This is a genomic window from Bradyrhizobium sp. SMVTL-02, from assembly GCF_051853005.1.
Taxonomy (GTDB): Bacteria; Pseudomonadota; Alphaproteobacteria; order Rhizobiales; family Xanthobacteraceae; genus Bradyrhizobium.
The window spans coordinates 4,734,878-4,761,690 of sequence record NZ_CP182469.1; the positions used below are offsets into that span (position 1 = coordinate 4,734,878).

At 63.7% G+C, this 26,813-nt stretch carries 30 protein-coding genes and 1 tRNA gene; 5 read left to right on the forward strand and 26 right to left on the reverse strand.

The genetic code is table 11. From position 1 onward, the window contains the following. Positions 1-122: 122 nt before the first annotated feature. The 3 genes from ACNJYB_RS22370 to ACNJYB_RS22380 are packed head-to-tail and all read right to left on the reverse strand — an operon-like array spanning position 123 to position 1,307. The gene (locus tag ACNJYB_RS22370) at positions 123-722 is read right to left on the reverse strand and encodes a phage tail protein (protein ID WP_439368513.1); all 600 of its coding nucleotides are present in this window, start codon (positions 720-722) and stop codon (positions 123-125) included. 23 nt (positions 723-745) lie between these two features. Continuing rightward, positions 746-931, reverse strand: a complete 186-nt coding sequence (locus ACNJYB_RS22375) for a hypothetical protein (RefSeq protein WP_439368514.1) — start codon at positions 929-931, stop codon at positions 746-748. Beyond that, positions 921-1,307 carry a hypothetical protein gene (locus ACNJYB_RS22380; RefSeq protein ID WP_439368515.1) on the reverse strand — a complete coding sequence of 129 codons (387 nt, stop codon included), beginning with the start codon at positions 1,305-1,307 and terminating at the stop codon, positions 921-923. Before ACNJYB_RS22380 ends, ACNJYB_RS22375 begins: the two co-directional genes overlap by 11 nt. Before the next feature lie 718 nt (positions 1,308-2,025). Between ACNJYB_RS22380 and ACNJYB_RS22385 the strand changes: the two genes are divergently transcribed. Then, on the forward strand, positions 2,026-2,196 hold the full coding sequence (locus tag ACNJYB_RS22385) for a YegP family protein (protein ID WP_439368516.1): 171 nt from the start codon (positions 2,026-2,028) through the stop codon (positions 2,194-2,196). A 576-nt stretch (positions 2,197-2,772) separates the two neighbouring features. On the opposite strand, the gene ACNJYB_RS22390 is transcribed toward ACNJYB_RS22385, so the two are convergent. The 11 genes from ACNJYB_RS22390 to ACNJYB_RS22440 all read right to left on the reverse strand — a co-directional run bounded on the left by ACNJYB_RS22390 (position 2,773) and on the right by ACNJYB_RS22440 (position 12,313). Further along, entirely contained in the window at positions 2,773-5,256 is a 2,484-nt protein-coding gene (locus ACNJYB_RS22390; protein WP_439368517.1) for an AAA family ATPase, read from the reverse strand. After that, complete coding sequence (locus ACNJYB_RS22395; protein WP_439368518.1) at positions 5,249-5,752, reverse strand: hypothetical protein; 504 nt, start codon at positions 5,750-5,752, stop codon at positions 5,249-5,251. The genes ACNJYB_RS22390 and ACNJYB_RS22395 overlap by 8 nt, the downstream gene beginning before the upstream one ends. Positions 5,753-5,765: 13 nt before the next feature. Then, a complete protein-coding gene (locus ACNJYB_RS22400; RefSeq protein ID WP_439368520.1) occupies positions 5,766-6,830 on the reverse strand; it encodes a hypothetical protein in 1,065 nt (354 codons plus the stop codon). Between the two features lie 70 nt (positions 6,831-6,900). Beyond that, entirely contained in the window at positions 6,901-7,137 is a 237-nt protein-coding gene (locus tag ACNJYB_RS22405; protein WP_439368521.1) for a hypothetical protein, read from the reverse strand. Between the two features lie 458 nt (positions 7,138-7,595). Continuing rightward, positions 7,596-7,673, reverse strand: a tRNA-Pro gene (locus ACNJYB_RS22410). 106 nt (positions 7,674-7,779) lie between these two features. Continuing rightward, positions 7,780-8,358 (reverse strand): MerR family transcriptional regulator, encoded by a 579-nt coding sequence (locus ACNJYB_RS22415; protein ID WP_439368522.1) that lies wholly within the window; start codon positions 8,356-8,358, stop codon positions 7,780-7,782. A gap of 24 nt (positions 8,359-8,382) precedes the next feature. Beyond that, the gene (locus ACNJYB_RS22420; RefSeq protein ID WP_439368524.1) at positions 8,383-8,724 is read right to left on the reverse strand and encodes an integration host factor subunit alpha; all 342 of its coding nucleotides are present in this window, start codon (positions 8,722-8,724) and stop codon (positions 8,383-8,385) included. A gap of 134 nt (positions 8,725-8,858) precedes the next feature. After that, a complete protein-coding gene (locus ACNJYB_RS22425; RefSeq protein ID WP_439368526.1) occupies positions 8,859-9,839 on the reverse strand; it encodes a beta-ketoacyl-ACP synthase III in 981 nt (326 codons plus the stop codon). Beyond that, positions 9,836-10,897, reverse strand: a complete 1,062-nt coding sequence (plsX, locus tag ACNJYB_RS22430) for a phosphate acyltransferase PlsX (RefSeq protein ID WP_439368527.1) — start codon at positions 10,895-10,897, stop codon at positions 9,836-9,838. The genes ACNJYB_RS22425 and plsX overlap by 4 nt, the downstream gene beginning before the upstream one ends. A 298-nt stretch (positions 10,898-11,195) precedes the next feature. Continuing rightward, a complete protein-coding gene (locus ACNJYB_RS22435) occupies positions 11,196-11,765 on the reverse strand; it encodes a YceD family protein (RefSeq protein ID WP_439368528.1) in 570 nt (189 codons plus the stop codon). Then, positions 11,762-12,313 carry a ubiquinol-cytochrome C chaperone family protein gene (locus tag ACNJYB_RS22440; protein ID WP_439368529.1) on the reverse strand — a complete coding sequence of 184 codons (552 nt, stop codon included), beginning with the start codon at positions 12,311-12,313 and terminating at the stop codon, positions 11,762-11,764. Before ACNJYB_RS22440 ends, ACNJYB_RS22435 begins: the two co-directional genes overlap by 4 nt. A 98-nt stretch (positions 12,314-12,411) precedes the next feature. Here ACNJYB_RS22440 and ACNJYB_RS22445 point away from each other — a divergent pair, with 98 nt between their 5' ends. Next, positions 12,412-12,897 (forward strand): outer membrane protein assembly factor BamE, encoded by a 486-nt coding sequence (locus tag ACNJYB_RS22445; RefSeq protein WP_439368531.1) that lies wholly within the window; start codon positions 12,412-12,414, stop codon positions 12,895-12,897. Between the two features lie 108 nt (positions 12,898-13,005). After that, positions 13,006-14,007, forward strand: coding sequence for a Bug family tripartite tricarboxylate transporter substrate binding protein (locus ACNJYB_RS22450; RefSeq protein ID WP_439375617.1), 1,002 nt, complete (start codon positions 13,006-13,008; stop codon positions 14,005-14,007). Between the two features lie 191 nt (positions 14,008-14,198). On the opposite strand, the gene ACNJYB_RS22455 is transcribed toward ACNJYB_RS22450, so the two are convergent. From ACNJYB_RS22455 to ACNJYB_RS22510, 12 genes are all read right to left on the reverse strand, one after another. Continuing rightward, positions 14,199-16,319, reverse strand: coding sequence for a sodium-translocating pyrophosphatase (locus ACNJYB_RS22455; protein WP_439368532.1), 2,121 nt, complete (start codon positions 16,317-16,319; stop codon positions 14,199-14,201). A gap of 233 nt (positions 16,320-16,552) precedes the next feature. Beyond that, positions 16,553-17,551: a thiamine-phosphate kinase gene (gene thiL, locus ACNJYB_RS22460; RefSeq protein ID WP_439368533.1), complete on the reverse strand. Its 999-nt coding sequence runs from the start codon at positions 17,549-17,551 to the stop codon at positions 16,553-16,555. A 138-nt stretch (positions 17,552-17,689) separates the two neighbouring features. Next, a complete protein-coding gene (gene nusB / locus ACNJYB_RS22465; protein ID WP_439368535.1) occupies positions 17,690-18,187 on the reverse strand; it encodes a transcription antitermination factor NusB in 498 nt (165 codons plus the stop codon). A 4-nt stretch (positions 18,188-18,191) separates the two neighbouring features. Continuing rightward, on the reverse strand, positions 18,192-18,683 hold the full coding sequence (gene ribH / locus ACNJYB_RS22470; protein WP_211411519.1) for a 6,7-dimethyl-8-ribityllumazine synthase: 492 nt from the start codon (positions 18,681-18,683) through the stop codon (positions 18,192-18,194). A gap of 123 nt (positions 18,684-18,806) precedes the next feature. Next, positions 18,807-19,430, reverse strand: coding sequence for a riboflavin synthase (locus tag ACNJYB_RS22475; protein ID WP_439368537.1), 624 nt, complete (start codon positions 19,428-19,430; stop codon positions 18,807-18,809). A 1-nt stretch (position 19,431) separates the two neighbouring features. Then, entirely contained in the window at positions 19,432-20,580 is a 1,149-nt protein-coding gene (ribD, locus tag ACNJYB_RS22480; RefSeq protein WP_439368538.1) for a bifunctional diaminohydroxyphosphoribosylaminopyrimidine deaminase/5-amino-6-(5-phosphoribosylamino)uracil reductase RibD, read from the reverse strand. Then, positions 20,577-21,059, reverse strand: coding sequence for a transcriptional regulator NrdR (gene nrdR, locus ACNJYB_RS22485; RefSeq protein ID WP_011087793.1), 483 nt, complete (start codon positions 21,057-21,059; stop codon positions 20,577-20,579). The genes ribD and nrdR overlap by 4 nt, the downstream gene beginning before the upstream one ends. Before the next feature lie 29 nt (positions 21,060-21,088). Further along, complete coding sequence (gene glyA, locus ACNJYB_RS22490) at positions 21,089-22,387, reverse strand: serine hydroxymethyltransferase (protein WP_439368539.1); 1,299 nt, start codon at positions 22,385-22,387, stop codon at positions 21,089-21,091. Positions 22,388-22,620: 233 nt separating this feature from the next. Beyond that, on the reverse strand, positions 22,621-22,842 hold the full coding sequence (locus ACNJYB_RS22495) for a hypothetical protein (protein ID WP_439368541.1): 222 nt from the start codon (positions 22,840-22,842) through the stop codon (positions 22,621-22,623). 37 nt (positions 22,843-22,879) lie between these two features. Continuing rightward, positions 22,880-23,116, reverse strand: coding sequence for a hypothetical protein (locus ACNJYB_RS22500; RefSeq protein WP_439368542.1), 237 nt, complete (start codon positions 23,114-23,116; stop codon positions 22,880-22,882). Positions 23,117-23,302: 186 nt separating this feature from the next. Beyond that, the gene (ldtR, locus tag ACNJYB_RS22505; protein ID WP_018320040.1) at positions 23,303-23,821 is read right to left on the reverse strand and encodes a transcriptional regulator LdtR; all 519 of its coding nucleotides are present in this window, start codon (positions 23,819-23,821) and stop codon (positions 23,303-23,305) included. A 505-nt stretch (positions 23,822-24,326) separates the two neighbouring features. Continuing rightward, entirely contained in the window at positions 24,327-24,824 is a 498-nt protein-coding gene (locus ACNJYB_RS22510) for a DUF6163 family protein (RefSeq protein ID WP_439368544.1), read from the reverse strand. A gap of 113 nt (positions 24,825-24,937) precedes the next feature. Between ACNJYB_RS22510 and hemB the strand changes: the two genes are divergently transcribed. Both hemB and ACNJYB_RS22520 read left to right on the forward strand, forming a co-directional pair. Further along, the gene (hemB, locus tag ACNJYB_RS22515; RefSeq protein WP_439375618.1) at positions 24,938-25,999 is read left to right on the forward strand and encodes a porphobilinogen synthase; all 1,062 of its coding nucleotides are present in this window, start codon (positions 24,938-24,940) and stop codon (positions 25,997-25,999) included. Between the two features lie 254 nt (positions 26,000-26,253). Further along, a complete protein-coding gene (locus ACNJYB_RS22520; protein ID WP_439368545.1) occupies positions 26,254-26,796 on the forward strand; it encodes an RDD family protein in 543 nt (180 codons plus the stop codon). Positions 26,797-26,813 lie beyond the last annotated feature (17 nt).

Below are 26,813 nucleotides of genomic sequence, written 5' to 3' on the forward strand. Positions count from 1 at the left end.
AGAGGTGTGTCTGCGCGATACCGAAAAGGCCCGCTTACGATAGGCTGACGAGGCACGCTCGTCATGCCAGGCCGCGACCGCTTGCAGGTCGCCCCATGTGTGGTCGGTCATTGTGTCCCATCTCAATCGTTGTCTGGCGGCGCCACGTAGGGCAAGCCTTCGGCCAATAGCTGTTTCTGAATCTCGGTCGGCAGTCGTTCAGCGATTTGCTTGTTGGCTTCCTTTTCCCACGCTGTGCGAGCCGCTGCGCCCTCTTGACCCATGGCTGTGCCTGGGTGCTCTGCGTAAACGCCCTTGATCGGCAGCCGCTCGCGGCTCTTCCTAAATGCGACAAACGTGCCACCATTGGCATGCACGAGGAACGCGTTCCTGATCTTCAACGAGGCAGAGCCGCCACCCGTCAGGCGATGCGTAGAAGCAGTCAATCCGCCCGCACCGATCTTAGCTCCTGACACGTTCAGGATGCCGATGCGCAGCTTGTCTGCTGTGAACGAGGCGCTTAAGTCGCCTTGAGTCGTCCGCCTGAGCTTTGTGACGCCAGGCTTAATCCTAGCGACGGGGACACCCACGTCTTGCGCGATGATCTTCAGAGCAACTTTGCGTGCTGCCGTCGCTGACTTGTCTACGGCGCGTCGGATTGCATTCTTCAGGCCACGCGTCGACAGGATGTCGGCCCACGCTTCGAGCTTGCTGCCGTCTAAATCTACCTTCAAGATTGACACCGCGTGCCCCTGTCTTTTGTGTGTTACTTCTCCGCGCGTCTTTCCCGCGCGATGCGATCCAACTCCATCTCGGAGCGAATACGTTCGCGCGCCGCATTTTCCATCACGGCAAAGCCGATGACCGCAAGCTGGGTCACGCTGTCGGCAGCAATGTGATGTGCATTCGTCGCGAGTACGGTTTGGGCGAGCGCGATGAAGTCACTCGGCATCGTCGTCCCGATCTGGCTTGAAGCTGTTGCCCGTTGAGGACGCCCTGAAATAGTTGACAGGTTCGCTGGTCCAAGAATCGGAAGAGCACTGTCCCGGCCCGCTCGCGGAGCCACGGCCGACGCATGACGCGAACAGCGCCACAAGCGTTTCAAGAGCGTTGGCTTGCCTCTCGGCTGCTTTGGCCGTTCGGAGTTGCGCTGCGAGCTGATGCTCTGCGGTCTCGGCCAGGCTCTCAGCAGCCTGAATTAGGCGTAGGCGCTCGTCAGCGCGAATCGCGTCAATGTCTAGGGTGATCGTTTCAGCCTCGGGCGCGATGGTGCGCGGTCGCAGGCCTTCAATCAATCCGGCAATCACCGGATCGGTGGTGTGTTTCATGGCAGTCTCGTGTATGGCGGGGATGAGGGAAATCACGGCCAGTGCGACGCCGGACCTCTAGGCCACAGCGCCGCACCACCGAAAGGGACATCGCACTGCCCGCAACAGCGCGCTCCCACCCATAGGCAGACTCGCCGCCACTAACTCTACGATTTCCCGGTAAGCCATTGACCTGAAAGACTGAACGACTTTCCGGCCGAACGACTGAGCGCCTTAAAGCTCCGAGAACGACTCGCCCGCCCGACTAAACGACTTGTTCGGCCAGAAGGCTGTTAGTTCGAGCGCGGTTGTTTGAGAGTGTAGGGGCGACGGCGCGTGCGGGAGGCCCATCTATATTGGTCCCAAAGCCGTTGAGCTATGCTCTGGTGCGTGAAGACGCGTTCCCCGCTCTCTTCGAGCACCAGCTCGCGAGTAAGCCACTCTAAACGCAGCTCGGCCTCCAACGGGCATTTGCCATCGCAGATAGCCGCCGCGACGGCTTCAATCTGTTCTTCGATAAGACCCCGGAGGACTTGGATGCGGGGTAATGCGTCCATTGTGCTGCTCTCCGGCTGATGAAAAATGGCGCGCCATTCTACGCTCTAAGTTCCGGCTGGCACCTACCAGAACTGGTCGGTCTGCCATTACCCGAAGCGCCCCACTAGCCCAGGTAGTACCTCCGCGAGTTTTTAGCCCTACGCTGTCTTGGCGTCGGTAGACTCAATCCGGAGGGACGGCCATGTACTTCCATCTCTACCGGGACGTGAATAATCAGTGGCGTTGGTCGCTACATGCGCGAAATATGCGCAAGGTCGCTGAGTCCGGCGAGGGCTATCACCACAAGGCCGACTGCTTCGCGGCTATCGAACTTGTAAAAAGCACCGACCGCGACACGCCTATCCGCGAGTAATCCCACCTCTCTCATTTCGGTTTGACTGTCGGGCTTTCAGTCTCTCAGACCTGCTAGCCTTACCCCCGCCCACTGCCATCGCCCCGTTCTAAAGAACGGGGGCGGAGAGATGGCAATCAAGATGGGAAAATTTCTGGCACTTTCTAGCACTTTCTGGCACTCGCCGAATTCACCAATGAAATCAGCACTTAAGGTGCCAAAACGAGGTGCCAGACAGCTGCCAGAATGAGGTGCCAGCCAGGTGCCAGAATGGGTGCCAGAATGGGTGCCAGACCGATTTGCATTGGCACCTATTCTGGCACCCATTCTGGCACTTGTTCCACTTGGCGGTTCGGCCTTCGCCGCTGATTTTAAACCTTTGCTTCCAGCCGCCGTCCTGACCGCCTGAGAGCCTTTCAGCCCGCGTTGGGCTCAACGGCTGGAGGTCGTTCAGGCGATCAGCGAGGCACCCGCCCTGCCTTCTCGCAGCGCTGGAAGCCAACGCAAAAGGGGCGGCCGGACATTGGTCCGACCACCCTGATTCGCCCCCGGAGAATGTGGGCGCCCGAAGTCGTGGAGACCTCGGGTCGACAGCAATCAGGCTGCCAACTTATAGAATGGCAGCGCCTTGGTCCCGCAGATGGTCAGTAGGTCGGCCTCCACCGCTTCCCGCACGCAGGCCTGTACTGAAGCCCGCCCCAGCTGTTCCAAGCCTGCCGATTTGCGCCGCGTGTTGACCGCAGTCACGATCTCCCGCATTTGCAGCTCAAGGCGCTCGCGTGCTGATCTCAGTGACTCGTCGTCGGCCTTCTGCCGCTTAGCCTCGTCGTCGAAGATCGCTAGCACGTCTTCCATTCGGTCTTCGCGCCTGTCGGGCATTTTGACCGTGGGCGCTTCCTCTTCGTCGGTAGAGCCCTCATCGCTGACGGCGCACATCGCTGTGTATTCCTCGACAACGCAGCTCCCCACGTCGTTGCCCCAGCGGTTCTTTCCGAGCACCACTTCGCGCAGCTTGAACTTCAAGTGCTCGCCCTTCGCGCCGTCGCGGACCTTGTCGCCGGAGATGCGCTTCACGCCAGCCTTCTCTTCGGACAAGTCGAGGACCGAGTCGACCGCCGCGCGAATTGCGAACGTACCCGCTCCCTTGCCGCTTTTATTCCAATGGTGGAGGACCACGACGCAAAGGCTGAACTCCTGAGCGATGTCTTCCAGCGCCGAGAACATTTCACTGACGCCGTGGGTGACGTTCATGTCGGCGCCCCCGATGAGGCGTGTCAGGTTGTCGAGCACAAGCAGCCTCAGAACATGCCCTTGCTGATCGTTGTATCGCGCAATCATCGCCCGCAGCTTTTGCGCTGCGGCCTGAACGCCTGCACCGAAATTGGGTAGGTCAGTGCGCACAGCGATACCACGCCCCTCGCTGGGGCGCTCGCGATAAAGGGCTGTTAGACGCTTAGACATACCCTGTCGGCCTTCACCGGCAACCAGCATCGCGCCGCCCTGAATGACGTTGCGCCCTAAGAATTTGACGCCGCGTTGCACGCAGTCTGCCATGTGCAGAGCGAGGAACGTCTTGCCGGTGTTAGAGTCACCTTGGAGCGCGACTACGCCTGAGGCGGGCAGCACGTCTTCAATGAGGTCGTCTGTGACCGTGAAGGCCTGAGCTACCTCCGCCTGCCACAAAAAACCGGCATCCAGCTTAGCCGCCTCCTTGTCTTGCTTCTCTAACTGCCGGGCTTTCTTGTAACGCTGCTCTTCTAGCGCTTTCACGGCATCGGCCGCCCCCTCAACTTCAAGAGTAACGTCATCTGCGAGCGCTTCGATAGCGCGGTCCAGGTCGTCAATATCGTTTTGCAGTTTATTCGACTGCTCGGCCATGGCCTTAACCTTGTTTCTTTCCGCTCTTGCAACGCGCTCGGCCTTTTCGGTTTCAAGCCGCTCCTTCCACGCGTCCCACTTTGCTTCGGTGCCGCCATTCGTGATGTACGCATCCCGCTCAGCGACTTCGTCCTCATCGTCCACCGACGCACCGAACGCGGCGCCCGTCGAGCTGGCGTTTCGAAACCACTCACGAGCGATCTGCCTTGCATTATATTCTCCGGAGCGCGGCTTGCCCCCAACGAACTCGCCCGCCCCGTCCCACGACTGGAAGAAGGAAGCCAGGTGCTCGACCGGCATGGTGGGCCACTCACGTAGGACGTGCCTTGCGGCCTTGAAGCGGTTAGCGGAGCAGTCGTCGGACGGTTCGTCATAGAGCTGGGCGAATTCAGCGTTCGCGCTCTTGAGGCCTTCGAAGTCGTAGTCACCGAGCGGCGCGCACAGCTCTTCCCACCCCGGAATGTCGGCCTGTTCGATGCGTTGGATTACATCGCGTTCCTTCGTCGCGGGAATGTCATTGACAGCCGACGACGATGCGCCGATCAGCTCGACGATGTAATCCGGTAGCGGGGGGATGGTGCCAGCCGTGTACGCTGCGATGAACGCGTTCAGCGTCTTGGTGTCACCGTATGTTTTCCCGTTTTCGCGCACTGAGCCAGGTGCAACGAACTGACCGCCGCGCCCGCGAACGTCGCAGCCGTATTCGGTTTTCAACTTACCGGCCGAGTTTGTGAACGCGTTGTCGGGGTCGCTGAAGATATAATGGCGTCCGCCTGATTGCGTCGTTATTACCTGAACGCCCTCAGGCACGCCGCCGCGCTCCGCGAACAACGCAGCGATCTTCTCGGGGCCGTTGAACTTCGTATCTGCGTCGATCACGACCAACTTCGCAGGGCCGCACGCGACGCTGGGGACCGCATCCCTGTTTTTGTCGCGCCACATCCTCTTCACTACGGCCTCATTCGTGGTGGCGCCAACAAACACCGTCAGCGAAGTATTTCCGTCTTCGCGTGCCTTCTCTACCGCCGCAGCGCGCTCGCCCGCGCTGATCTCGGTGTCGAGTTTGTTATAGCACTTCACCAAGGGCACCTTTCCCGACGAAGGGAATACGGGTACACCGCTGCGCGCAAGACGCATCGCGTTCTGCTTATTCATCACGCGGCGTGCGTCATCTCGGTTAGCCGTCTTTTTTACTTCAGACATTCCCGTCACCCGTCTCAGCGCTGAAGCCGAACAACTCTTCGTAGAGAGCCGTGTTGGCGTAATGTGCTGCCTTCTCGTCGAGGGCTTTGACCGCGCTCATGCGATCAGCGACGAGCGCGGCAACTTCGGGGTATTTGATACCCATCCCCCGCACGTCGATTTCTGTTCGAAGGTCGTCCAAGGCGTCTTGGTACTCTGCCTTCTGGTCGGCAAAACTCTGCTCTAGATTGAAAAGTCGCTCGGCATATTCCGCTAGGTCGCGATCCCGCTCGTGAGCCAACCGGGCGTCCCGGCTGGCCTCGTTTTCAACGAACTGCAATTCGACTTGCGAGGGTAAAAGGCCCGCCGCCAATATCGCGAAGACCATCTCATTACGGTGGTCTGCGCTGATCACGATCATACCCGCTTTGCATGTCGCAGGAGCGATCAGCGTCCTTTCGAGTCCATCGATACCTTTGAATTTCGCGGTTGCGGTGCCGTGTCGTGTGTACGTCATTGTCTGTGGTCCTTTACGCTGCGGCCCTGGTGGCGGCGCGTTTGTGGTTGCGGGTAGGCCCACGCTTGGTGGTGTTTGTCCTCGTGGGGGACATGATACCGGCCATCAGCCTTGTTAGTTCGGCCTTCGACTGGCCGACGCGCCCTTCAAGCTCATCAGCTCTGGCTGAGATCAGTAGCGCCACAAGACGCTGAGCCTGATCGGGATCGAGCCTACCGATTAGATCACGGTTTGCCTCGTCATTACGCCCCAACTCGTCGAGTGCTCTCAGAACGCCACGCGCAAGCGGTCGAATGCGCCTGGACTTCGCCTCGGCATTGGCATCGTTGATACCCGCGTCAATGAACCGGCTCTCGATAGCGTGCATTAGTGCATGCTGGGCGTCGGGCTTCAGCGCGGCGATAGCGTGAGCGGAGGTCTCGCCATCGAACAGCGATCCCACCTCAATCTCGCGGAGGTCCGGTTTGGTTCGGCCGCGTCGCTTTGTGCTGAGCGACTGACCGACTTCACGATGAGCGGATTGCAGTTCGGCGCGCCCTCGGGCGATCAACACACGGGCCTGCTCGACGCTCACAGCTGCGGCCATAGCGATCTGATCGCGCGCATCGGTGAAGCCCAGCGCTCTTAGGTTATCGTCTGCCCAGGCTGCGAGAATCGGCCGCTCAAGCTTCGAGGCTCGCTGCAAGCGCTTAAGGCATTCCCGCGCGACGTATTCGCTCGCAGGCGACGGGTTAAGCGCCGCTTCGATCAGGCGGCGGCGGGCGCGAAGCTCAGCGAGCTGTAAGCGCTGCACATGCCTCTCAGGGCCGAATAGCTCAACGTTGGTTTCGTCAGCGGAGCCCATGATCGCGTCGCCACGAGCGTCCGCAATCGCTGTTAGCGGCGCGTCGCCGCCTTCCTCAGTGGGCAGCGGACTAATAGGCTTCTCGCGCTCGACGCGCTGCCCTGTCCTTGGGCTAACGAAGCTTTCGGGCTCAAGGCCGATGCCGGTGAGACGCGTCACCTCAGCGTCGCGCTCTGCCTGTGACATGGACAGGAAACCTGCGCGGCTGATCGCGCACTTAGTGGTGTCGGACATGGATCATCTCATCGCCGCCCAGGATCAGGCTGCGCATTCGGGTTGATCGGGTGGGTTCAGCCGCTAAGGCTCACTCGGAAACGAGGAGCGCGTCACGGGCTGCGGCCATTTCGGTTTCAGGCCAGCGATTTTGTTTTCCGAGCTTACGTGGTTTCGGGAGGGCCCCGGCCGAAAGCATACGGGTGAACGTTGTCACGCTCGGATTGCCGAGAATCTCAATGAAGAGATCGCGACCGCCAAGTCGGTGCGGGTGGGGGAAATCGTGGGGGATGGTAGCGCGTGACGTGCGCCCTTCGTGGTCGTGCATTGTCGTGGCTCCGGGTTTGTTGGGTTCTCGGAGCCCGCCTGCGCATGCGGGTAGTATTGCTTGTTAAGCGCTTCGTGGGGTCCGCTAAGCGGACGGCCTGCCTCTCGGCAATACCTGCGACTGTTCGCCGCTACACAGCCGGGGAGGACAATTCGAGATTGTCGAGTCCCCCGCTCGGCGCCGTGTTCGTCTCCGTTGCACGACGCTTGCAGAATTAGGTGTACGCGCAACTCCTGCGCCTTGTCGATTAAATAGCCTATCTGAGAGCTACGGAGCGCCAAGTTGAGCCGTACTGAGTATTACAACGCGCAACAGGGCTGGAAGTTTTCTCGGATTCCATTCGTTGAGCCGCAAAAATCTTCTTCCAGGACGCCCCCCCCCCCGGGCCGTTGTTTCCCAGGTGTTTCCCGAGCTGAATTTTGAGAGTGAAGGACCTCCGGCTAAGTCCTTGATTTTATTGGTCGGAGCGAGAGGATTTGAACCTCCGACCCCTAGTCTCCCAGACTAGTGCGCTAACCGGGCTGCGCCACGCTCCGAACGCCGTTCCATTAGCTAGGATCGCCGCTTTGCGCAAGGCGAGGTCGCACCATTTTGGCGTACCTTCCAAAATCTCCCCGGAACTGGCCGGAAAGCAGCGGCCCCCTACCCGTCCTTCAGCGCCTGATCCAGCATCTCCCGGCAGGCGACGAGGTCGGCGAGTGCCCGGCCGAGGCGCTCCCGGTCCAGCGCGCTGGGGCTGGCGGGCGCGGCCGGGGTGCCGCCCTTGCGGAAGGTGGTGAGGATTTCCTCGTCGTCGACCTCGGTGAAGCGGAAGTCGATGCCTTCCTCCTCATCGCCGTGGTAATCGTCATCGTCGGCATCAGTGATGCCCTTGATGGGGCCCTCGTCCTCCGGCTCCATCAGGCTCGCGCCGATGGCATCCTCGATCGCCCCGAACGAGACCGCGGCCGCGCCGTCGGCAAGGCTCTGCACCGACTTGACGCCGTGCTCCTTCAGGATGCGCTGCACCCCGCGGATCGTATATCCCTCCCCGTAGAGCAACCGGCGGATGCCCTTGAGCAGGTCGACGTCGTCAGGGCGGTAGTAGCGGCGGCCGCCGCTGCGCTTCATCGGCTTGATCTGGGAGAAGCGGGTCTCCCAGAACCGCAGCACGTGCTGCGGAATGTCGAGTTCCTGCGCTACTTCGCTGATGGTTCGGAACGCATCCGGCGCCTTGTCCAAATGCCAATCCTTTCCGAAAGGCGGTTATGCCTCGGGTTGAACCTTGCTGCCGTCGCCGTTGGTGCGGTGCTGCGCATTGATCCGCTGCTTCAGGATCGCCGACGGCTTGAACACCATGACGCGGCGCGGCGAGATCGGCACCTCGGTGCCGGTCTTCGGATTGCGGCCGATACGCTGGCCCTTCTTGCGCACCATGAAGGAACCGAACGAGGACAGCTTCACCGTCTCGCCCTTCTCCAGGCAGTCGGTGATCTCCTTCAGCACGAGTTCCACGAATGCGGACGACTCCGTCCGCGACAGGCCCACCTTCTGGTAAACGGCTTCGCAGAGATCGACACGCGTTACGGTTTTACTGTGATCGGTCATCGCCCTGCCCCACATCACGGCGAACAATTGTTGTCTGAAATTATGAGGTTACGATACGGCGGTCAACAGCGCTCATCAATGCAGACGCATCGATAATCGGCGCCGACCCCGGCAAAATTTTATTGACTGTGGCGCTACCAGCGCACCAGCGCCGAGCCCCACGTGAAACCGCCGCCCATCGCTTCCAGCAAAACCAGGTCGCCCTTTTTGATGCGGCCGTCCTTGCGCGCCACCGCCAGCGCCAGCGGGATCGAGGCGGCCGAGGTGTTGCCGTGACGGTCCACGGTCAGCACCACCTTCTCCGGCGCGATGTGCAGCTTGTGGGCGGAGGCGTCGATGATTCGCTTGTTGGCCTGGTGCGGCACGAACCAGTTGATGCCGTCGGCATTGAGCCCGGTCGCCTGGAAGGCATCGACGATCACGTCGGTGATCATGCCGACCGCGTGCTTGAAGACCTCGCGGCCCTCCATGCGCAAGTGGCCAACGGTCTGGGTCGAGGACGGCCCGCCATCGACGAACAGTTTTGCCTTGTGGCGGCCGTCGGAGCGCAAATGCGTGGTCACGATGCCGCGGTCGGTCGCGGCATTGCCCGGCTGCTCCTGCGCCTCCAGCACGACCGCGCCGGCGCCGTCGCCGAACAGCACGCAGGTGCCGCGGTCGTTCCAGTCGAGGATGCGCGAGAAGGTCTCCGCGCCGATCACCAGCGCGCGCTTGTAGGCGCCGGTGCGCAGGAAATTGTCGGCGGTCGCGAGCGCGAACACGAAGCCCGAGCACACCGCCTGCAGGTCGAAGGCCGCGCCATGGTTGATGCCGAGCCCGTGCTGCACGGCCACGGCCGTTGCAGGGAACGTGTTGTCGGGAGTCGAGGTCGCCAGCACGATCAACTCGATCGACTGCGCGTCCACCCCGGCATCGCTGAGCGCCGCCTGTGCCGCCTTGATGGCGAGATGCGAGGTGAACTCGCCCTCGGCCGCGATGTGCCGCTCGCGAATGCCGGTGCGCTGGACGATCCACTCGTCGGAGGTGTCGATACGCGCCGCCAATTGGGCGTTGGTCACCACCTGCTCGGGCAGGTAGGAGCCGCAGCCGAGCACGACCGAACGAATTTTCGTCACGAAACAGCCTCCTGCGCGGCCTGCACGGAATTGAGTGCACCACCCTCGCGGTTGAGCATCTGATTGATCTTGTTCAGGAGATCGAATTTGACCATGTCATAGCCAACATCGATCGCGTAGGCAAAGCCTTCGGCGTTGATTCCGCCATGGCTCTTGACCACGACGCCTTTCAAACCCAGGAACACCCCGCCATTGGATTTATTGGGATCCATCTTGTCGCGGAGGGCCTGGAAAGCATTGCGGGCGAAGAGATAGCCCAGCTTTGACAACCAGCTTCGCTGCAATTCGTTGCGGAGCAGCTCCGCCATCTGCCGTGCGGTTCCCTCGGCGGTCTTGAGCGCGATGTTGCCGCTGAAACCCTCGGTCACGATCACATCGGCCAGCCCCTTGCCGATGCCGTCACCCTCGACGAAGCCGACATAGTCGAGCTCCGGCAGGTTCCGCGCACGCAGGATCTCGCTGGCCTCGCGTATCTCCTCGTGCCCCTTGATCTCCTCGGCCCCGATGTTGAGAAGGCCGACCGTGGGCCGCGTCTTGTTGAACAGCACGCTCGCCATCGCCGCGCCCATCACGGCCAGTGACACCAGATGGTGCGCATCGCCGCCGAGGGTGGCGCCGAGGTCGAGCACGACGGACTGGCCGCGCTTGGTCGGCCATATCGCGGAGATGGCCGGGCGATCGATGCCGGGCAGCGTGCGCAAATGAAAGCGCGACATCGCCATCAGCGCCCCGGTGTTGCCGGCGGAGACCGCAACGTCGGCCTCGCCCTTCTTCACCGCGTCGATGGCCAGCCACATCGAGGAGGTCCTGCGGCCGCGGCGCAGCGCCTGGCTGGGCTTGTCGTGCATGCTGACGGCAACGTCGGTATGGATGATCTTCGAGGCGGCCTTGAGCTGGGGATGCTTCTCGAGCTCGGGCTCGATCTTGGCCCGGTCGCCGACCAGCAGGAACTCGGTGTCGCGATGCCTGCCAAGCGAGATGGCCGCGCCTGGAATGACCACGGCGGCGCCGTCATCGCCCCCCATGGCGTCAAGCGCGATACGAACCTTGCTGGGCATGAAAGTCCTGGAAACCTGGTCTGGTGCGGTCATGAACGAGCGGGGCCGCAAAATGGGTTCGCCATGGACATGGCGACCGGCCCAGCGCCACGCCGCACCCGGACCGGGGCGCGACAATAGCGTTTTGTTATCCCGAAACAACCTCTTGCCCCCAGCCTTTTGCTTTCAGGGCGATCCGGCGGCGGATCAGCAAATCCGCCGGAAATTGCATCAAAATCAAACAGATAAATCTGAATCTCAAACCACTGCCGCAGACGCCTCCTGCGCCGTGGCAAGCGGTCTTACGGGGAATCGGCAGCTACCGGTTCTTTTTGTTGTCCTGAAGCGCCTTCAGCACCGCGAACGGATGGTCCTCCGGATCGGGGGCGGTGACCTCCGCCTCGAACACGGCCCCCTCCCTGCGCGGATAGGGATTGATCGCCAGGAACAGGGCATCGGTGGCGAGCCGGCCGAGGTCGATGACACCATTGAGAATGGCCTCCGGCGGATCTGCGACCTCCGGCGGCTCCTCATCGTCCTGCCCCTCCGCGATCAGGTCGGCGAGGCGCCGCGCCTCGGCCTCGGGGGCGAACATCAGGTCCACCTCCTCGTCGATCTCGCTCTCGATCGGATCGAGCGTGACCACGCAGGTCTGGCCGATCCGGGCCCGGACCTGCCCGGTGACCTGAACCCGGCCGCCGCTCTTCGGCACGACGTCGAAGCTGGCGTGCGCGGACAGGATCTCCCGGAGGCCCGCGAGCTCCGCCATGGCCTGCCGCTCGGCCGCCGATGCCTCGAGCTCGCGATGCAGCCCGGTGTCAGGGATCTGCGCCACGATGACGGGCGCCCGCCACGGATCGGGCGAGGATGTGGTGTTGGCTCGGCTCATGGCGTGACATCCTCCCTGAACGCCGGCGGAAATTTGAACGACGCACCGAGCAGTGCGGCCTCGTCGGTCCGGCCGAGATCGGCCTCGGTGGCCCTGGCATAGGCTGCGAGCTGCCGAGCCTGGTTCATGCCGGCGCCATTCAAGATATTCTTGCAGATCGCCGCCGCCAGCGCGTCGCCCTCGCTCTCCACGGCCTGGTCGTACGCCTGGACGCGGCCGTAGAATGCCTCGCCGAAGGCCCGCATCCGCTTCGGCACGGTCTGGTCGCCGACCCCCATCTCGCGCAGATTGTCGTCCATGTCCTCGCAGAAGCGATCGAACAGCGCCTGAGACAGCTCCGTGGCGTGCTGGACCGTGCGCAGGCGGCGCAAGAGCAGCCACAGATGCAGCAGCAACAGGTCGAAACGCCCGTTAACCGTGTCCGGGACGCCCAAGTCGCGGTAAAATAGGGGTTCTCGCGCCTGCGTCACGATCATGCCATAGATGGCTTCAATGGTGCCCGGCGGGGTTAGCCGGGGTTTCCTGAAGTGATTGAACGGCCAAAGCATTGTGGTTTCCGCAAGCGGGCGCGCGCGTGTTGCATTCAGAGCCTCCGCCCGGTACTTCAGCGCCTCGCGCGACGCAAGGGGACGGAATCAGTTCCGCTATGACGATAACGAATCAGACCGGCCTGCGCGCGGACACGCGGCGCGGCCTTCATGCACGCTGGCGCGGCCTGCGCCTGGCGGCCGCGGCGGCATTGGTCGGCGTGGCGCTTGCGGCATGCACCGGCGAGCAATTCCAGAAAGGGTACATCCTGCCGCCCGGCGCGCTGGAGCAGATCCCGATCGGCGCGAGCCAGGACCAGGTGCTGATCGTCATGGGCACGCCTTCCACCGTCGCGACGCTCGATGGTGAGGTGTTCTACTACATCTCGCAGCGCTCGGAGCGTCCCGTGGCGTTCATGAACCAGAGGGTGGTCGATCAACGCGTCATCGCGATCTATTTCGACAAGAACCGGCGCGTGCGCCGGCTGGCGAATTACGGCCTCCAGGACGGCAAGATCTTCGACTTCATCAGCCGCACCACGCCGACGTCGGGCCAAGAGATGAGCTACCTCGCGCCGCTGTTCAAGCTGCTCAGCTTTAACTGAGCCTTCAGCCTGCGGCGTCGTGCCGCCGGTCGCGACTTGCCGTTGCGCAGCGGGTTCCCTAGGCTCCCAGCAAAACAAGAAGCTGGGAGTGGATTCGTGTCCAAGAAAATTCAGAACATTTTGTTGTCCCGCCGCCGCGTGCTTGCCGGCGTTGCCGGCCTGTCGGCGGCGGCGATTCTGCCGCGATCGAGCCTGGCGGACTGGAAGCCCACCGAAAACGTTCGTCTGATCGTGCCGGCCGCGGCCGGCGGCTCGACCGACGTGATGGGCCGGCTCCTGGCCGCGCACCTGCAAACCGCCTGGGGCCAGTCGGCCGTCGTGGAGAACCGCTCCGGCGGTGGCGGCACGATCGGAACCGCCGAGGTGGTCCGCGCCAAGCCCGATGGTCACACCATCCTGATCGGCAACCCCGGCCCAAACGCGATCGCCTACAGCATCTTCAAGAACCTGACCTACAAGCCGGACCAGCTTCAGCCGGTCTCGAACATGATCCGGATCCCGAACATCGTGTCGGCGCATCCGAAGACCGGCATCAAGTCGATTCCCGAGCTGATCGCGTATCTGAAGGCCAATCCGGACAAGCTCAGCTACGCCTCCTCCGGCGTCGGCCAGAGCCCTCACCTCACCGGCGCCTGGTTCCTCCAGCTCACCGGGCTGAAGATGACGCATATCCCCTTCCGCGGCGCCGGACCCGCACTGCAGGCGGCCCTCGCCGGCGATATCCAGATCCTGTTCGACAATCTCTATCCGAGCCTGCCGCAGGTGCAGAACGGCACGCTGAACGGTCTCTGCGTCACCACGACCGAGCGCAGCGACCTCGCGAAGGATTTGCCGACCATGCGCGAGAGCGCGCCGGAGCTGGCGAACTTCGACGTGTCTTCCTGGTTCGCCGTCTTCCTGCCCAAGGGCGTCTTGCCCGAGGTGCTCAATGCGCTCAATCTACAAATCAAGGCGATGCTGGAGCGCGAGGACGTCAAGAAGCAGATCGCCACCATGGGCGCGCGCGCCGACTACGGCACGCCGGAGCAGTTCGCCGCCTTCGTGGACGCCGAGACGAAGAAGTTCGCCGGCATTATCCAGAAGGAAGGCTTGCAGATGGATGTGCAGTAGGCACGCGCGAACACTACTGCCTCCTTCGTCGTTGCGAGCGCAGCGAAGCAATCCAGAATCTCTCCAGGGAAAGACACTGGATTGCGTCGTCGCAAGAGCTCCTCGCAATGACGGAGGTGAGAGCGCGCAGCCACCAAACAAAAACCCCGCGGCTCGCGCCGCGGGGTTTTCTCTTGTCTCGCTATTGCCGCTCAGTGCGCCAGGATCGCGAGCAGCAGCAGGGCCACGATATTGGTGATCTTGATCATCGGGTTCACCGCGGGGCCCGCCGTGTCCTTGTAGGGATCGCCGACGGTGTCGCCGGTCACCGCGGACTTGTGGGCATCACTGCCCTTGCCGCCGAAATGGCCGTCCTCGATGTACTTCTTGGCGTTGTCCCAGGCGCCACCGCCCGATGTCATGGAGATCGCGACGAACAGGCCCGTCACGATCACGCCGAGCAGCATTGCGCCGACGGCAGAGAACGCCGCCGACTTGCCGGCCGCGCCGCCGCCCGCGATCGCGTAGATCAGGAAGTAGACGACGATCGGCGACAGCACCGGAAGCAGCGAGGGGATGATCATCTCCTTGATCGCCGCCTTGGTGAGCAGGTCGACCGCCTTGCCGTAGTCCGGCTTGTCGGTGCCCTGCATGATGCCCGGCTTCTCGCGAAACTGGCGTCGCACCTCCTCGACGATCGCGCCGGCCGCACGGCCCACCGCGGTCATGCCCATCGCGCCAAACAGATACGGCAACAGACCGCCGAACAAGAGGCCCACCACCACATAGGGGTTGTTGAGCGAGAAGTCCGGATTGACGCCGGCGAAGTAGGGATGCTGCCCGGACCCCGCAACGAAGAACTTGAGGTCCTGGTTGTAGGCCGCAAACAGCACGAGGGCGCCGAGACCGGCGGAGCCGATCGCGTAGCCCTTGGTCACCGCCTTGGTGGTGTTTCCGACCGCGTCGAGCGCGTCGGTCGACTTGCGCACCTCCTTCGGCAGGCCAGCCATCTCGGCGATGCCGCCGGCGTTGTCGGTGACGGGACCGAAGGCGTCGAGCGCCACGATCATGCCCGCCAGCGCCAGCATGGTCGCGGTCGCGATCGCGATGCCGAACAGACCGGCCAGGCTGTAGGTGATCAGGATGCCGGCGATGATGACGATCGCGGGCAGGGCGGTCGCCTCCATCGAGACGGCAAGACCCTGGATCACGTTGGTGCCGTGACCGGTCACGGAGGCCTGGGCAATCGACTTCACCGGCCGATAGTCGGTTCCGGTGTAGTATTCGGTGATCCAGATGATCAGCGCGGTGACGACGAGGCCGACCACGCCGCACTCAAACAGCGCCATGCCGGTGTAGTCGACGCCGTCTAGCTTGCCGAAACCGATCAGGGCGTAGATCACGCCGCCGATGCCGATCAGCGACAGGATGCCGGTCGCGATCAGGCCCTTGTAGAGCGCCCCCATGATCGACTGGCTCGGCCCGAGCTTGACGAAGAAGGTGCCGATGATCGAGGTGATGATGCAGATCCCGCCGATGGCGAGCGGCAGCGTCATCATGTTGGCGAGGATCGGCGTCTTGGCGAAGAAGATCGCCGCGAGCACCATGGTGGCGACCGCGGTCACCGCGTAGGTCTCGAACAGGTCGGCGGCCATGCCGGCGCAGTCGCCGACATTGTCGCCGACATTGTCGGCGATGGTCGCGGGGTTGCGCGGATCGTCCTCGGGAATGCCGGCCTCGACCTTGCCGACGAGGTCGCCGCCGACGTCTGCCCCCTTGGTGAAGATTCCGCCGCCGAGACGGGCGAAGATAGAGATCAGCGAGGCGCCGAAACCGAGTGCCACCAAGGCGTCGACCACGGTGCGGCTGTCGGGCGCGAGCTTCAGGGAGTGGACGAGGAAGCCGAAATAGAGGGTCACACCCAGCAGCGCGAGACCGGCTACCAGCAAGCCCGTGATGGCACCCGCCTTGAAGGCGAGTTCGAGACCGCCGGCCAGCGACGTCGTCGCAGCCTGGGCGGTGCGCACATTGGCGCGGACCGAGACGTTCATGCCGATGAATCCGGCCGCCCCCGACAGGACGGCGCCGATGGCAAAACCGATCGCGACATAGAGGCCGAGGAAATAGGCAAGCAGCACGAAGATGACGATGCCGACGATACCGATCGTGGTGTACTGGCGCCGGAGATAGGCCTGTGCGCCTTCGCGCACCGCGCCTGCGATCTCCTGCATGCGCGGCGACCCCGCATCCGCGCCCAACACCGAAGACGTCGCCCAAATCGCGTAGACGACGGAAAGCACTCCGCAGAGCACTATCAACCATAATGCAGTCATGTGATTTTTGCCTCAGATCCTTGATGTACCCCCGGCGCCTTTTGTTGTCCGTCGTGCGGTGCGGCGCCTTGATGTTGAACAAAGCCGCCCCTTTCCCGAAGGGGCGGCTCCAGTCGGTCACAAGCTTGCCAAAATCAAATTGAGCGTGCAACGCCGGATCAGGCCGAAAAGACCGATCTCGGCAAGTATTTAGACCGGTCCTTAGAACAAGGATGCCGGTTTCGAGCAATTTGCTAGAAGTGACTGTAGGACAGCCGCTTCAAGGTCAGTTGCCGCCCCTGCCCGTCCAGGAAGCGTGGCCGCTCGTGGCCTGCGACGATCCTGCCGATCGCGGCAACAGGAAGGCCCACCGCCCGGCCGGCTGCGATCAACGCATCGCTTTGCGCCGGTGGAACAGTGCACAGGACCTCGTAATCGTCGCCTCCGGCAAGCCACGTCTCGACACCAACGACGTCCCGGGCAATCAGTCCCGCCGCGGCAGCCGAGAGCGGCACGCTCGCCACGTCGACCGTGGCCGAGACGCCGGACGCCGCACAGAGTTTCGTCAGATCGCCGGCGAGGCCATCGGAGACGTCCATCGCGGCCGACGCATGGTCGCGCACGGCCTGCGCCAGCACGTTGCGCGGCTGCGGCACGCGATAGCGCGAGACCAGCAAATCCCGTGCAGCGGGATCAGACATGAGTGCCGCAGCCACCGCGCCGCCGGTGAGCGCGTCGAGACCGAGCGCGGCATCGCCGATCGTACCCGTCACCAGGATGCGGTCGCCGGCCCTGGCGCCGGTGCGGCCGACCATCCGTCCCTTCGGCACGCGGCCGAATGCGGTGATCGAGATCATCTGCGGTCCCGGCGTCGACACCGTGTCGCCCCCGAGCAGCGGGCAGCCGAACGCCGTGGCGTCCTCGCCCAGCGCGTCCGCAAACGGCCGGAGCCAGGAGTCCTCCTTTCTGCGCAGCGCCAGCGTCAGCACGAAGCCGGCAGGCGCAGCGCCCTTGGCGGCGAGATCGGACAGGTTCACCCGCAGCGCCTTGCGCGCGATCGTGTCGGGAGGGTCGGTGGCAAGATAATGCACGCCCTCGACCACGGCATCGGTGGTGACGACGACGTCGTCGCCGGATGAAGACAGGACCGCCGCGTCGTCGACCAGCCCGAACGCGCCGGGATCGCTCGCCAGCGGCTTGAAATAGCGCGCGATGAGGGAGTCTTCGGCGGAAATTTCCGGTGTGTTCGTCATCGGCGCTAGCCCCAAACTCCACTGTCATCGCCCGGCTTGACCGGGCGATCCAGTAGGCCGAGACGCCTGATATCAATAACCGCTGCCGCGGCGTACTGGGTCACCCGCCTTCGCGGGTGATGACAGGGGACTGAAGGTCTACCCCCGCCCGAACTCGTCGCCGCGAAACTGGCGGCCGATCTGGTCGAGCACGGCGTTGACCATGCCGGTCTCCTCGCGGTCGACGAAAGCGTTGGCGACATCGACATATTCGGAGATGACGACGCGGCCCGGGACGTCCCTGCGATGCTCGAGTTCGTAAGCCCCGGCCCGCAGCACTGCACGCAGGATCGCCTCGATCCGCTTGAGAGGCCAGCCTTTCGACAGCGCCTCGTCGATCAGGGGATCGAGCTTCTTCTGGTCGCGCACGACACCGGAGACGACGTCGCGGAAGAAGGCGGCTTCCGCCGGCAGATATGTGTCGCCCTCGACCTCGTTGCCGAGCCAGTGGCTCTCGAACTCGGCGAAGATGTCGTTGATGCCGGCCCCGGCGATGTCCATCTGGTACAGCGCCTGGACAGCCGCAAGCCGCGCGGCACCGCGCCGGTTCGCCTTCTTCTCGTTAAGCCCCGCCGGCTTCTTGATGTTGTCAGCCATCTCTTTAGGCCCGCGCCAGGCGGCGTTTGATACGCAGCATCGCAAGCGCCGCGCGCGCGGCATCGCCGCCCTTGTTGAGCTCGCTGGCACGCGCCCGCGCCCAGGCCTGGTCCTCATTGTTGACGGTGAGGATGCCATTGCCGAGCGGCAGCTTGCGCGCCACGGCGAGGTCCATCAGCGCGCGCGAGGATTCCTGCGAGACGATCTCGAAATGGATGGTGTCGCCGCGGATCACGCAGCCGAGCGCGATCACCGCGTCATAGGGCTTGCCGTTCGCCGCCGCGGCATCCACCGCGATGGCCACCGCCGCCGGGATCTCCAGCGCGCCGGGAACCGTGATGACGTCGTGCGTCAGGCCGGCTGCCTTCAGCTCGGCCACCGCGCCCTCCAGAAGCGCGTCCTGGAGATCGTCGTAGAACCGGGCCTCGACAATCAGCGCCCGTGCGCCGGAAATGTCGGTCTGGTCCTTCAGGGGTGCGCGCCGCGCGTCTGCCATCGTTCCATCCGTTTCGAAAGGGGTCGGCGCTATGTAGTCGCCGGAAGCATGTAAGCCAAGTTTTAAAGACACTGTCATTCCGGGGCCGCTCGGCGAGCCGAACCCGGAATGACGGCTCTGCCGTCACTTCATTTCCGTTAGCCGCGCCGCGTAGCGGGCCATCAGGTCGACCTCGATATTGACCTCGGCCCCCGCCTTCCAGCTGCCGATGGTCGTGACCGTCAGCGTATGCGGGATGATCAGCACCGAAAAGGTCACGTCGTCGACCGCATTCACCGTCAGCGAGACGCCGTCGAGCATGATCGAGCCCTTGGTGGCGATGAACCGTGCCAGCTCGCGCGTGGTCGAGAGCACGAACCGCGCCATATCGGGCAGGTCCTCTCGGCTGACGATGGTCGCGATGCCATCGGCATGGCCGGCAACGATATGGCCGCCGAGCTCGTCGCCGATCTTCAGCGCACGCTCGAGGTTGAGCTTCGTGCCCAGCTTCCAGTGCTTTGCCGTCGTCAGCGCCAGCGTCTCGGCGGCGGCATCGACGTCGAACCAGGTCCTTTGCTTGGAGTCCCTGCCGTCCGCAACGCCCGAGGCAACCACCGTCAGGCAGACGCCGTTGCAGGCGATCGAGGCGCCGTCGGCGATGGTGGTCTGATCGTAGCTGCAGGCGATGCGCAGCCGGTGCAACTGGCCCTGTGCCGTCGGCGTGAAGCTGACGATCTCGCCGATATCGGTGACAATGCCGGTAAACATGTTAGGCGCGCTCGTAGATGGTGAGAGTATCGTGGCCGAATGTCTCGCTAGCATGAACCTTGTAGGCCTGCGACTGCGTGATTTTCGACAGGGGCGATGCATCGAGCGCATCGACGCCGCCCTCGCCGACCGCTTCCGCCCCGCGGAACAGCCAGATCTCGTCGACGAGATCGGCCGCGACGAACGAAGCCGCAACGCGGCTGCCGCCTTCGACCATCAGCCGCGTGATGCCCTTCTCGGACAGCGCATGCAGCACGGCCGCCAGATCGAACCCGGATGCACTGCCGGGAGGCATGCGCATGATTTGCGCACCGGCCGCGCCAAGGCGCGTCGCGGCGGCCGCTTCCGCAAGCTCGGAAGCGATCACCCAAAGCGGTGTCTCGCGCGCGGAGCGCACAAGCTGGCTCGATGCCGGAATGCGCAGGTTCCGGTCGAGCACCACGCGCACCGGCGAGCGGTCCGCCATGCCCGGCAGGCGACAATTGAGCTGCGGATCGTCCGCCAGCACCGTGCCGATGCCGACCAGGATGGCATCGCTGTGCGCGCGCAAGAGATGCACGCGATTGCGCGCCGCCTCGCCGGTGATCGCAAGCGGCTTGCCGCCGGCCGCGCCGATCTTGCCGTCAGACGAGACCGCGAGCTTCAGGATCACATGCGGGCGCTTGTCGCGGATGCGGCGGAAATGGCCGGCGTGGTCGAACGCGGCCTCGGCCGCGCAAAGACCGACATCCACCGTGATGCCGGCGGCGCGCAGGCGCGCATGACCCTTGCCCGCCACTTCCGGATTGGGATCCTCGATCGCCGCAACCACCCGCTTGATGCCGGCTGCAATCACCGCATCGGCGCACGGCGGTGACTTGCCGAAATGCGAGCACGGCTCGAGCGTGACGTAGAGCGTGGCACCGCGTGCCGCCTCGCCCGCGCGCCGCAGCGCTTCGGGCTCGCCATGCGGCCGTCCTCCTGGCTGCGTCCAGCCGCGGCCGACGATGGCGCCGTCCTTCACGATCACGGCGCCCACGGCCGGATTGGGCCAGGTGCGCCCCTGCCCGCGTCTACCCAGCGCCAGCGCAAGCTCCATGAAACGGCGGTCAGCGTCCTTGGCCTCGCGGGCCTTCTGCGCAAACTGATCCTCCAGGATGCGGAAGATCATTTGCGGATCGCGGCGAGCCGCGCTTCCTCCTCACCGGAGAGCTCGCCGAGCACGTCGGCGAAATCCTTGGCTTCGCGGAAATTGCGGTAGACCGAGGCGAAGCGCACATAGGCGACGTCGTCGAGCGTGCGCAGATGCTCCATCACGGTCTCGCCGATCACCTCCGAGGAGATCTCGGCCTCCCCCCCGGTCTCGAGCTCGCGCACGATGGTGGAGACCATCTTCTCCACCCGTTCCGGCTCCACCTGCCGCTTGCGCAGCGAAATCTGCACCGAGCGCATCAGCTTGTCGCGGTCGAACGGCACGCGGCGGCCGTTGCGCTTGATCACCGTAAGCTCGCGCAGCTGCACGCGCTCGAAGGTGGTGAAGCGGAAATTGCAGGCGACGCACACGCGCCGCCTGCGGATCACGGACGAGTCCTCGGTCGGACGCGAGTCCTTTACCTGCGTATCGAGACTGTTGCAGTTCGGGCACCGCATCCGCTTGCCTTGATCAGTTTACCTTGGGGTTATTGGTAGATCGGGAACCGGTCGGTGAGCGCCTTGACCCGTTCCTTGATCGCCGCTTCCACCAGCGGCGCCTTGCCGTCGTCGGACTGCGCGATCGCGTTCAGGACCTCTGCGATCATGCCGCCGACCTGCTGGAATTCGGCGAGACCGAAGCCGCGGGTGGTCGCGGCGGGCGTGCCGAGACGCAGGCCCGAAGTGACGAAGGGCTTCTCGGGATCGAACGGAATGCCGTTCTTGTTGCAGGTGATGGCGGCCCGGACCAGCGCCTTCTCCGAGACGTTGCCCTTCAGGCCCTTCGGCCGCAGATCGACCAGCATCAGGTGATTGTCGGTGCCGCCGGAGACGATATCGAACCCGTGGCTCTTCATCGCCTCGGCCAGTGCCTTGGCGTTCTCGACGACGTTCTTGGCATAGACCTTGAAATCAGGACGCAGCGCCTCGCCGAAGGCCACCGCCTTCGCCGCGATCACGTGCATCAGCGGGCCGCCCTGCAGGCCCGGGAAGATCGCCGAGTTGAGCTTCTTGGCGAGCGTCTCGTCATTGGTGAGGATCAGGCCGCCGCGCGGACCGCGCAGCGACTTGTGCGTCGTCGTGGTGGTGACGTGCGCATACGGCACCGGTGAGGCGTGCACTCCACCTGCGACGAGGCCGGCGAAGTGCGCCATGTCCACGAGCAGATACGCGCCGACGCTGTCGGCGATCTCGCGGAAACGCTTGAAATCCCAGGCGCGCGAATAAGCCGAGCCGCCGGCGATGATCAGCTTCGGCTTGACCTCCTCGGCCTGCTTCTGCACCGCATCCATGTCGATGATCTGGTCCTCGCGGCGCACGGTGTAGTGCGCGGCCTTGAACCACTTGCCGCTCATGTTGACGGGCGAGCCGTGGGTGAGATGGCCGCCGGCCGCGAGGTCGAGGCCCATGAAGGTGTCGCCGGGCTGGAGCAGCGCCAGGAACACCGCCTGATTCATCTGGCTGCCGGAGTTCGGCTGCACGTTGGCAAAGTTGGCGCCGAACAGCTTCTTGGCGCGATCGATCGCGAGGTTCTCGGCGACGTCGACCCACTCACAACCGCCGTAGTACCGCGCGCCCGGATAACCCTCAGCATACTTGTTGGTCATCACCGAACCCTGCGCTTCCAGCACGGCCCGGCTGACGATGTTCTCGGAGGCGATCAGCTCGACCTCATGGCGCTGCCGGCCGAGCTCGCCCTTGATGGCGGCGGCGATTTCCGGGTCGGCCTGCTCGAGCGTGGCGGTGAAAAAAGAATCGGGCGCGGAGGCGGTCTTTGCTAGGGTCATCTTGCGAATATCTCCACCGCCGCAGCCTTTTGGCGGGCTCCGGGCGGGTCTGGTGTGGCGATCGGAAGCACGCGCGATCTACCACATCGCCCGCCCTCGGCCAAGCATTTGCGGGTCGGGCCTGATATTTATGCAAGATATGGTGGGGACCGGGAATTTGGACGGCAGGACGGTTTTCTGGAACCGCCCTGGTCGTCGTTCTCCCGGAAGGGACCGTTTTGGACCCCAAAAAGCTATAGGCCGGTATACCCCGCCTTCACGGGGTCCACGCTGCCGTCGAGCTGGCGCAAATAGGTCAGGCCACAGACCGTCAACCTGTGCGGGTCCGTCTCGCCCGCTTCCATCAGCGTAGCGAGGTAGTTCGTCACCTTTTCGCGCGCCTCCTCGCTGGCCGCCGCCGTGCGGTTGGCGAGCAGGTCATAGGTCTGCATGATGCGGTCGATGGCAGCTTCCATTGCACCCTCTGGTTCTGTCGGATCTCGGGAGTCTTGATCAGGCAACCGCGCGGGCCTCGGATTGCGTTTCGAACCGGGCGATCGCCTTGTTGGCCAGCCTGATCTTGTTGAATTCGCCGTGCTGGAGCAGCTTGATGATGATCTCGAGCAGACGTTCGTTGGTGACGAGTGTATCCGGGATTGCGCCGGAGCGGCGGAGGTAATTCGCGGCGATGGCGTAGGCATCGCTCACGAGTTCGACGTTCATGGCCTGCAACCCGCGCCCGCCCGGCATGGCATCCTCCGATCCAGAGAACTAACGACAATGCGGCGACCCGGTTCCGCACGCGCGGGCATTTTTTCGCACCTGCACAACGTCAAAACGCACCGGTCCGGGCAAGCCGGGCCGATGCGCTGGGGGAAGTCAGGCAGGGAGGCTGGCCGGTCTTGTTGTCGGGCCGGCTTGGCCTTCCCCTGGAACTCAGAGGCGGTACAGGATCTGGTCGGTCCAGAACCGCTCGAGACGGTGCAGCGACTTGTTGAGCGTCGAGAACTCCTCGCCCGAGATGCCGCCGACCTGCTCGACCGTCTTGACGTGCTTCTGGTAGAGCGCGTCGACGATGCGGCGGACTTCCTGGCCCTGCGGGGTCAGGCGGATGCGCACCGAGCGGCGATCAACGCGCGAGCGCTGATGATCGAGGAAGCCGAGCTCGACGAGCTTCTTCAGATTGTAGGAGACGTTGGAGCCGAGATAGTAGCCGCGGGTGCGCAGCTCGCCGGCGGTCAGCTCCTTGTCGCCGATGTTGTAGAGCAGCAGCGCCTGCACCGAGTTGATGTCGGCGCGGCCGCGGCGATCGAACTCGTCCTTGATGACGTCGAGGAGCCGGCGATGCAGCCGCTCCACCAGAGTCAAAGCTTCCAGATAGAGCGACTGCACCGAACCCTGCTGGCCGGAGACGCGCTCTGCGGTATCTGCCGCAGTTGCGACGGCTTTCATCATGACACTTCCCCTGTTGTCGTTTTTATCGACACTTATTCGACGAAACTTGTGTCCCGTCCGATAGGTGCAACTTAAGGGGCTCGTTTGAAGATCGGCTTAAATAAGAGAATAAAGAGATCATGAATTTAAGACAGTGAATTGCGGATTAAGCCTGTGCGACAAGGACTTTTCGCAACCCTCTGTTGACCTTCACAAGGTCCTGTTCACCCTCCGTCCGCCGCAACTGTCGCATTCCAGAACAGCCCCGCCCCGTTTCGAAACGGGCGCGTAACGGCTGTGGCGGAACCGGCTGGTTAGTGAAAACTTACCGCAAATTCGAGGCAACCGGCGGTCAACCAATCGCAACACTCTCGTGTCCGGGACAAGCGCAGCGCCGGGACGAAGCAAGCCCTAAAGCGAGATCGCGGAGACATGGCCCCCGGCCCTGCAACGCATCACGCCGCAAGTGCGGCGCGCTGCGCCGCGTCCGGGACTCGAGAGCATTTGCGTATCGTAAGGTGTCTTCCTACGGCGGCCGTTCGCGCGCTGCCATCCAGGCGAGCGCGAGATAAGCAGCGAGCATGAAGACCTCGACTCCAACCACGACCAGGCTGCCGCCGTAGATTCCCGGGAACATCAGCTCGATCACCGCCATCGACACCACGGTCGTCAGCCACACCACCGCGCCCCATGGCGTGGCGAGCCACAGGCCGACCGCGGCGACGAGCTCGATCACGGCGAAGTAGACGGTTGCGCCCTGCCAAGCCATCGACTGGTTCTCGAACGCCTCGTCCTCGCCGCCGACGAAGCCCGTCACCTGCGCCCAGTGATAGAGGCCCTTGAGGATCGAGAGCAGCGCCATCACCCGCAGGAACAGCACCAGCCGCCGCGTCCAGACATTGTCGTCGGACTCGGGCCGCTCCGACGAGATCGCCGCCACCGAGAGTGCGCTCTCTCTGGCATTGTCTCGGGCAGCGTCCCTGGCATTGTCACGGGCCGCATCGCGGGTGGAGATCTCGGACATGGGACCCTTGTGACTGCTCCGGTCCGCAAAATCAATCGGCTGCCACAGGTGAAGCCGCGGTGACGGGAACCATGCGAGCTGGTATAAGAATAATTCCAGCTGGAGGAAGAATGATGGCGATCAAATACGGGCGTCCGATCGAATTGCGCGAGGTGTCGCGCCGGGATGGCGGCGCAGCCTCTCCTGCCCTCGATCTGACCGTCCGCCCGCGCCGCAACCGCAAGGCTGAATGGGCCCGGCGGATGGTGCGCGAGAACGTCCTCACGACCGACGATCTGATCTGGCCGCTATTCCTGATCGACGGCAACAACAAGCGTGAGCAGGTTGCCTCGATGCCGGGCGTCGACCGTCTCAGCGTCGACCAGGCCGTGCGCGAGGCCGAGCGCGCCATGGAGCTCACCATCCCCTGCATCGCGCTGTTTCCCTATACCGACCCCTCCTTGCGCGACGAAGAGGGCTCGGAGGCCACCAATCCAGACAATCTGGTCTGCCAGGCGGTGCGCGCAATCAAGAAGGAATTTCCGGAGATCGGCATCCTCTGCGACGTCGCGCTCGATCCCTTCACCAGCCACGGCCATGACGGCCTGGTCTCCGACGGCAAGATTTTGAACGACGAGACGGTCGCGGTGCTGGTGCGCCAGGCCTTGGTGCAGGCCGAAGCCGGCTGTGACATCATCGCCCCCTCCGACATGATGGACGGTCGCGTCGCCGCGATCCGCGAGGGGCTGGACCGCGCTGGCCTGCTCGACGTGCAGATCATGGCCTATGCGGCGAAATATGCCTCCGCCTTCTACGGTCCGTTCCGCGACGCGATCGGCTCGGCCAAGACGCTGACCGGCGACAAGCGCACCTACCAGATGGACAGCGCCAACACCGACGAAGCGCTGCGCGAGGTCGAGCTCGACATCGCCGAGGGCGCCGACATGGTGATGGTGAAGCCGGGCATGCCCTATCTCGACGTCGTCCGGCGCGTGAAGGATACCTTTGCGATGCCGACCTTCGCCTACCAGGTCTCCGGCGAATACGCGATGATCGCGGCGGCGGGCAACAATGGCTGGCTCGACGGCGAACGTGCGATGATGGAGAGCCTGCTCGCCTTCAAGCGCGCCGGCGCCGACGGTGTGCTGAGCTATTTTGCACCGCAGGCGGCGGAGAAGCTGCGCAGCCAAGGATAAGGTGCCGTCGGGTGGGCAAAGCGACTTGTCCGCCATAGCTCGAAGAGCGAAAGCGTGCCCACCGCTCCACCCATCGTGCACGACAGCGGGCAATGGTGCGCGCACGGCGCTACGCGCCTTTGCTCCCCTACAGGACTGCCGACCCGCCGCCCCCGAATCGCCGGAAATTTTCGGCTTGTTGACGCCCGCGCGCCCTTGGCAGGGGGATAGCCTGTTCCCATGTGCTGCGACGGGGCTTCGCTGGAGAACGGACGATGGCGTACGACTCGGGTAATTCAGGCGCCTGGCGCAATGACGGCGCCATGCAACCGCACGCCTACGATCCGTACCTGCACCCGGAACTGTTCCGCGGCGTCGCGACGCGGCGCGTGTTCGCGTTCCTGATCGACATGGTCGTGATCTCCGTTCCCGTTATCCTCGGCTACATCTTCATCGCCCTGTTCGGCGTGGTCACGCTCGGCCTCGGCTGGGCGCTGTTCTGGCTGGCGTGGCCGGCCTCCGTGATCTGGGCCATCATCTACTACGGCGCCTGCATCGGCGGGCCGTCCTCGGCCACCATCGGCATGCGGGTCATGGATCTGGAACTGCGCACCTGGTACGGGGCATCAGGCTATTTCGTGCTGGGCGCCACCCATGCCGTGCTGTTCTGGGTGACGGTGTCATTCCTGTCGCCCTTCGTGGTGCTGCTGGCCCTGTTCAACGGCCGTCGGCGCCTGCTGCACGATTTCGTGCTGGGAACGGTCGTGATCAACAATTCCGTCCGCGCACCCGTGCCGCAAACGGCCAGACCGTATTGATCAAGGACCTGTCAACC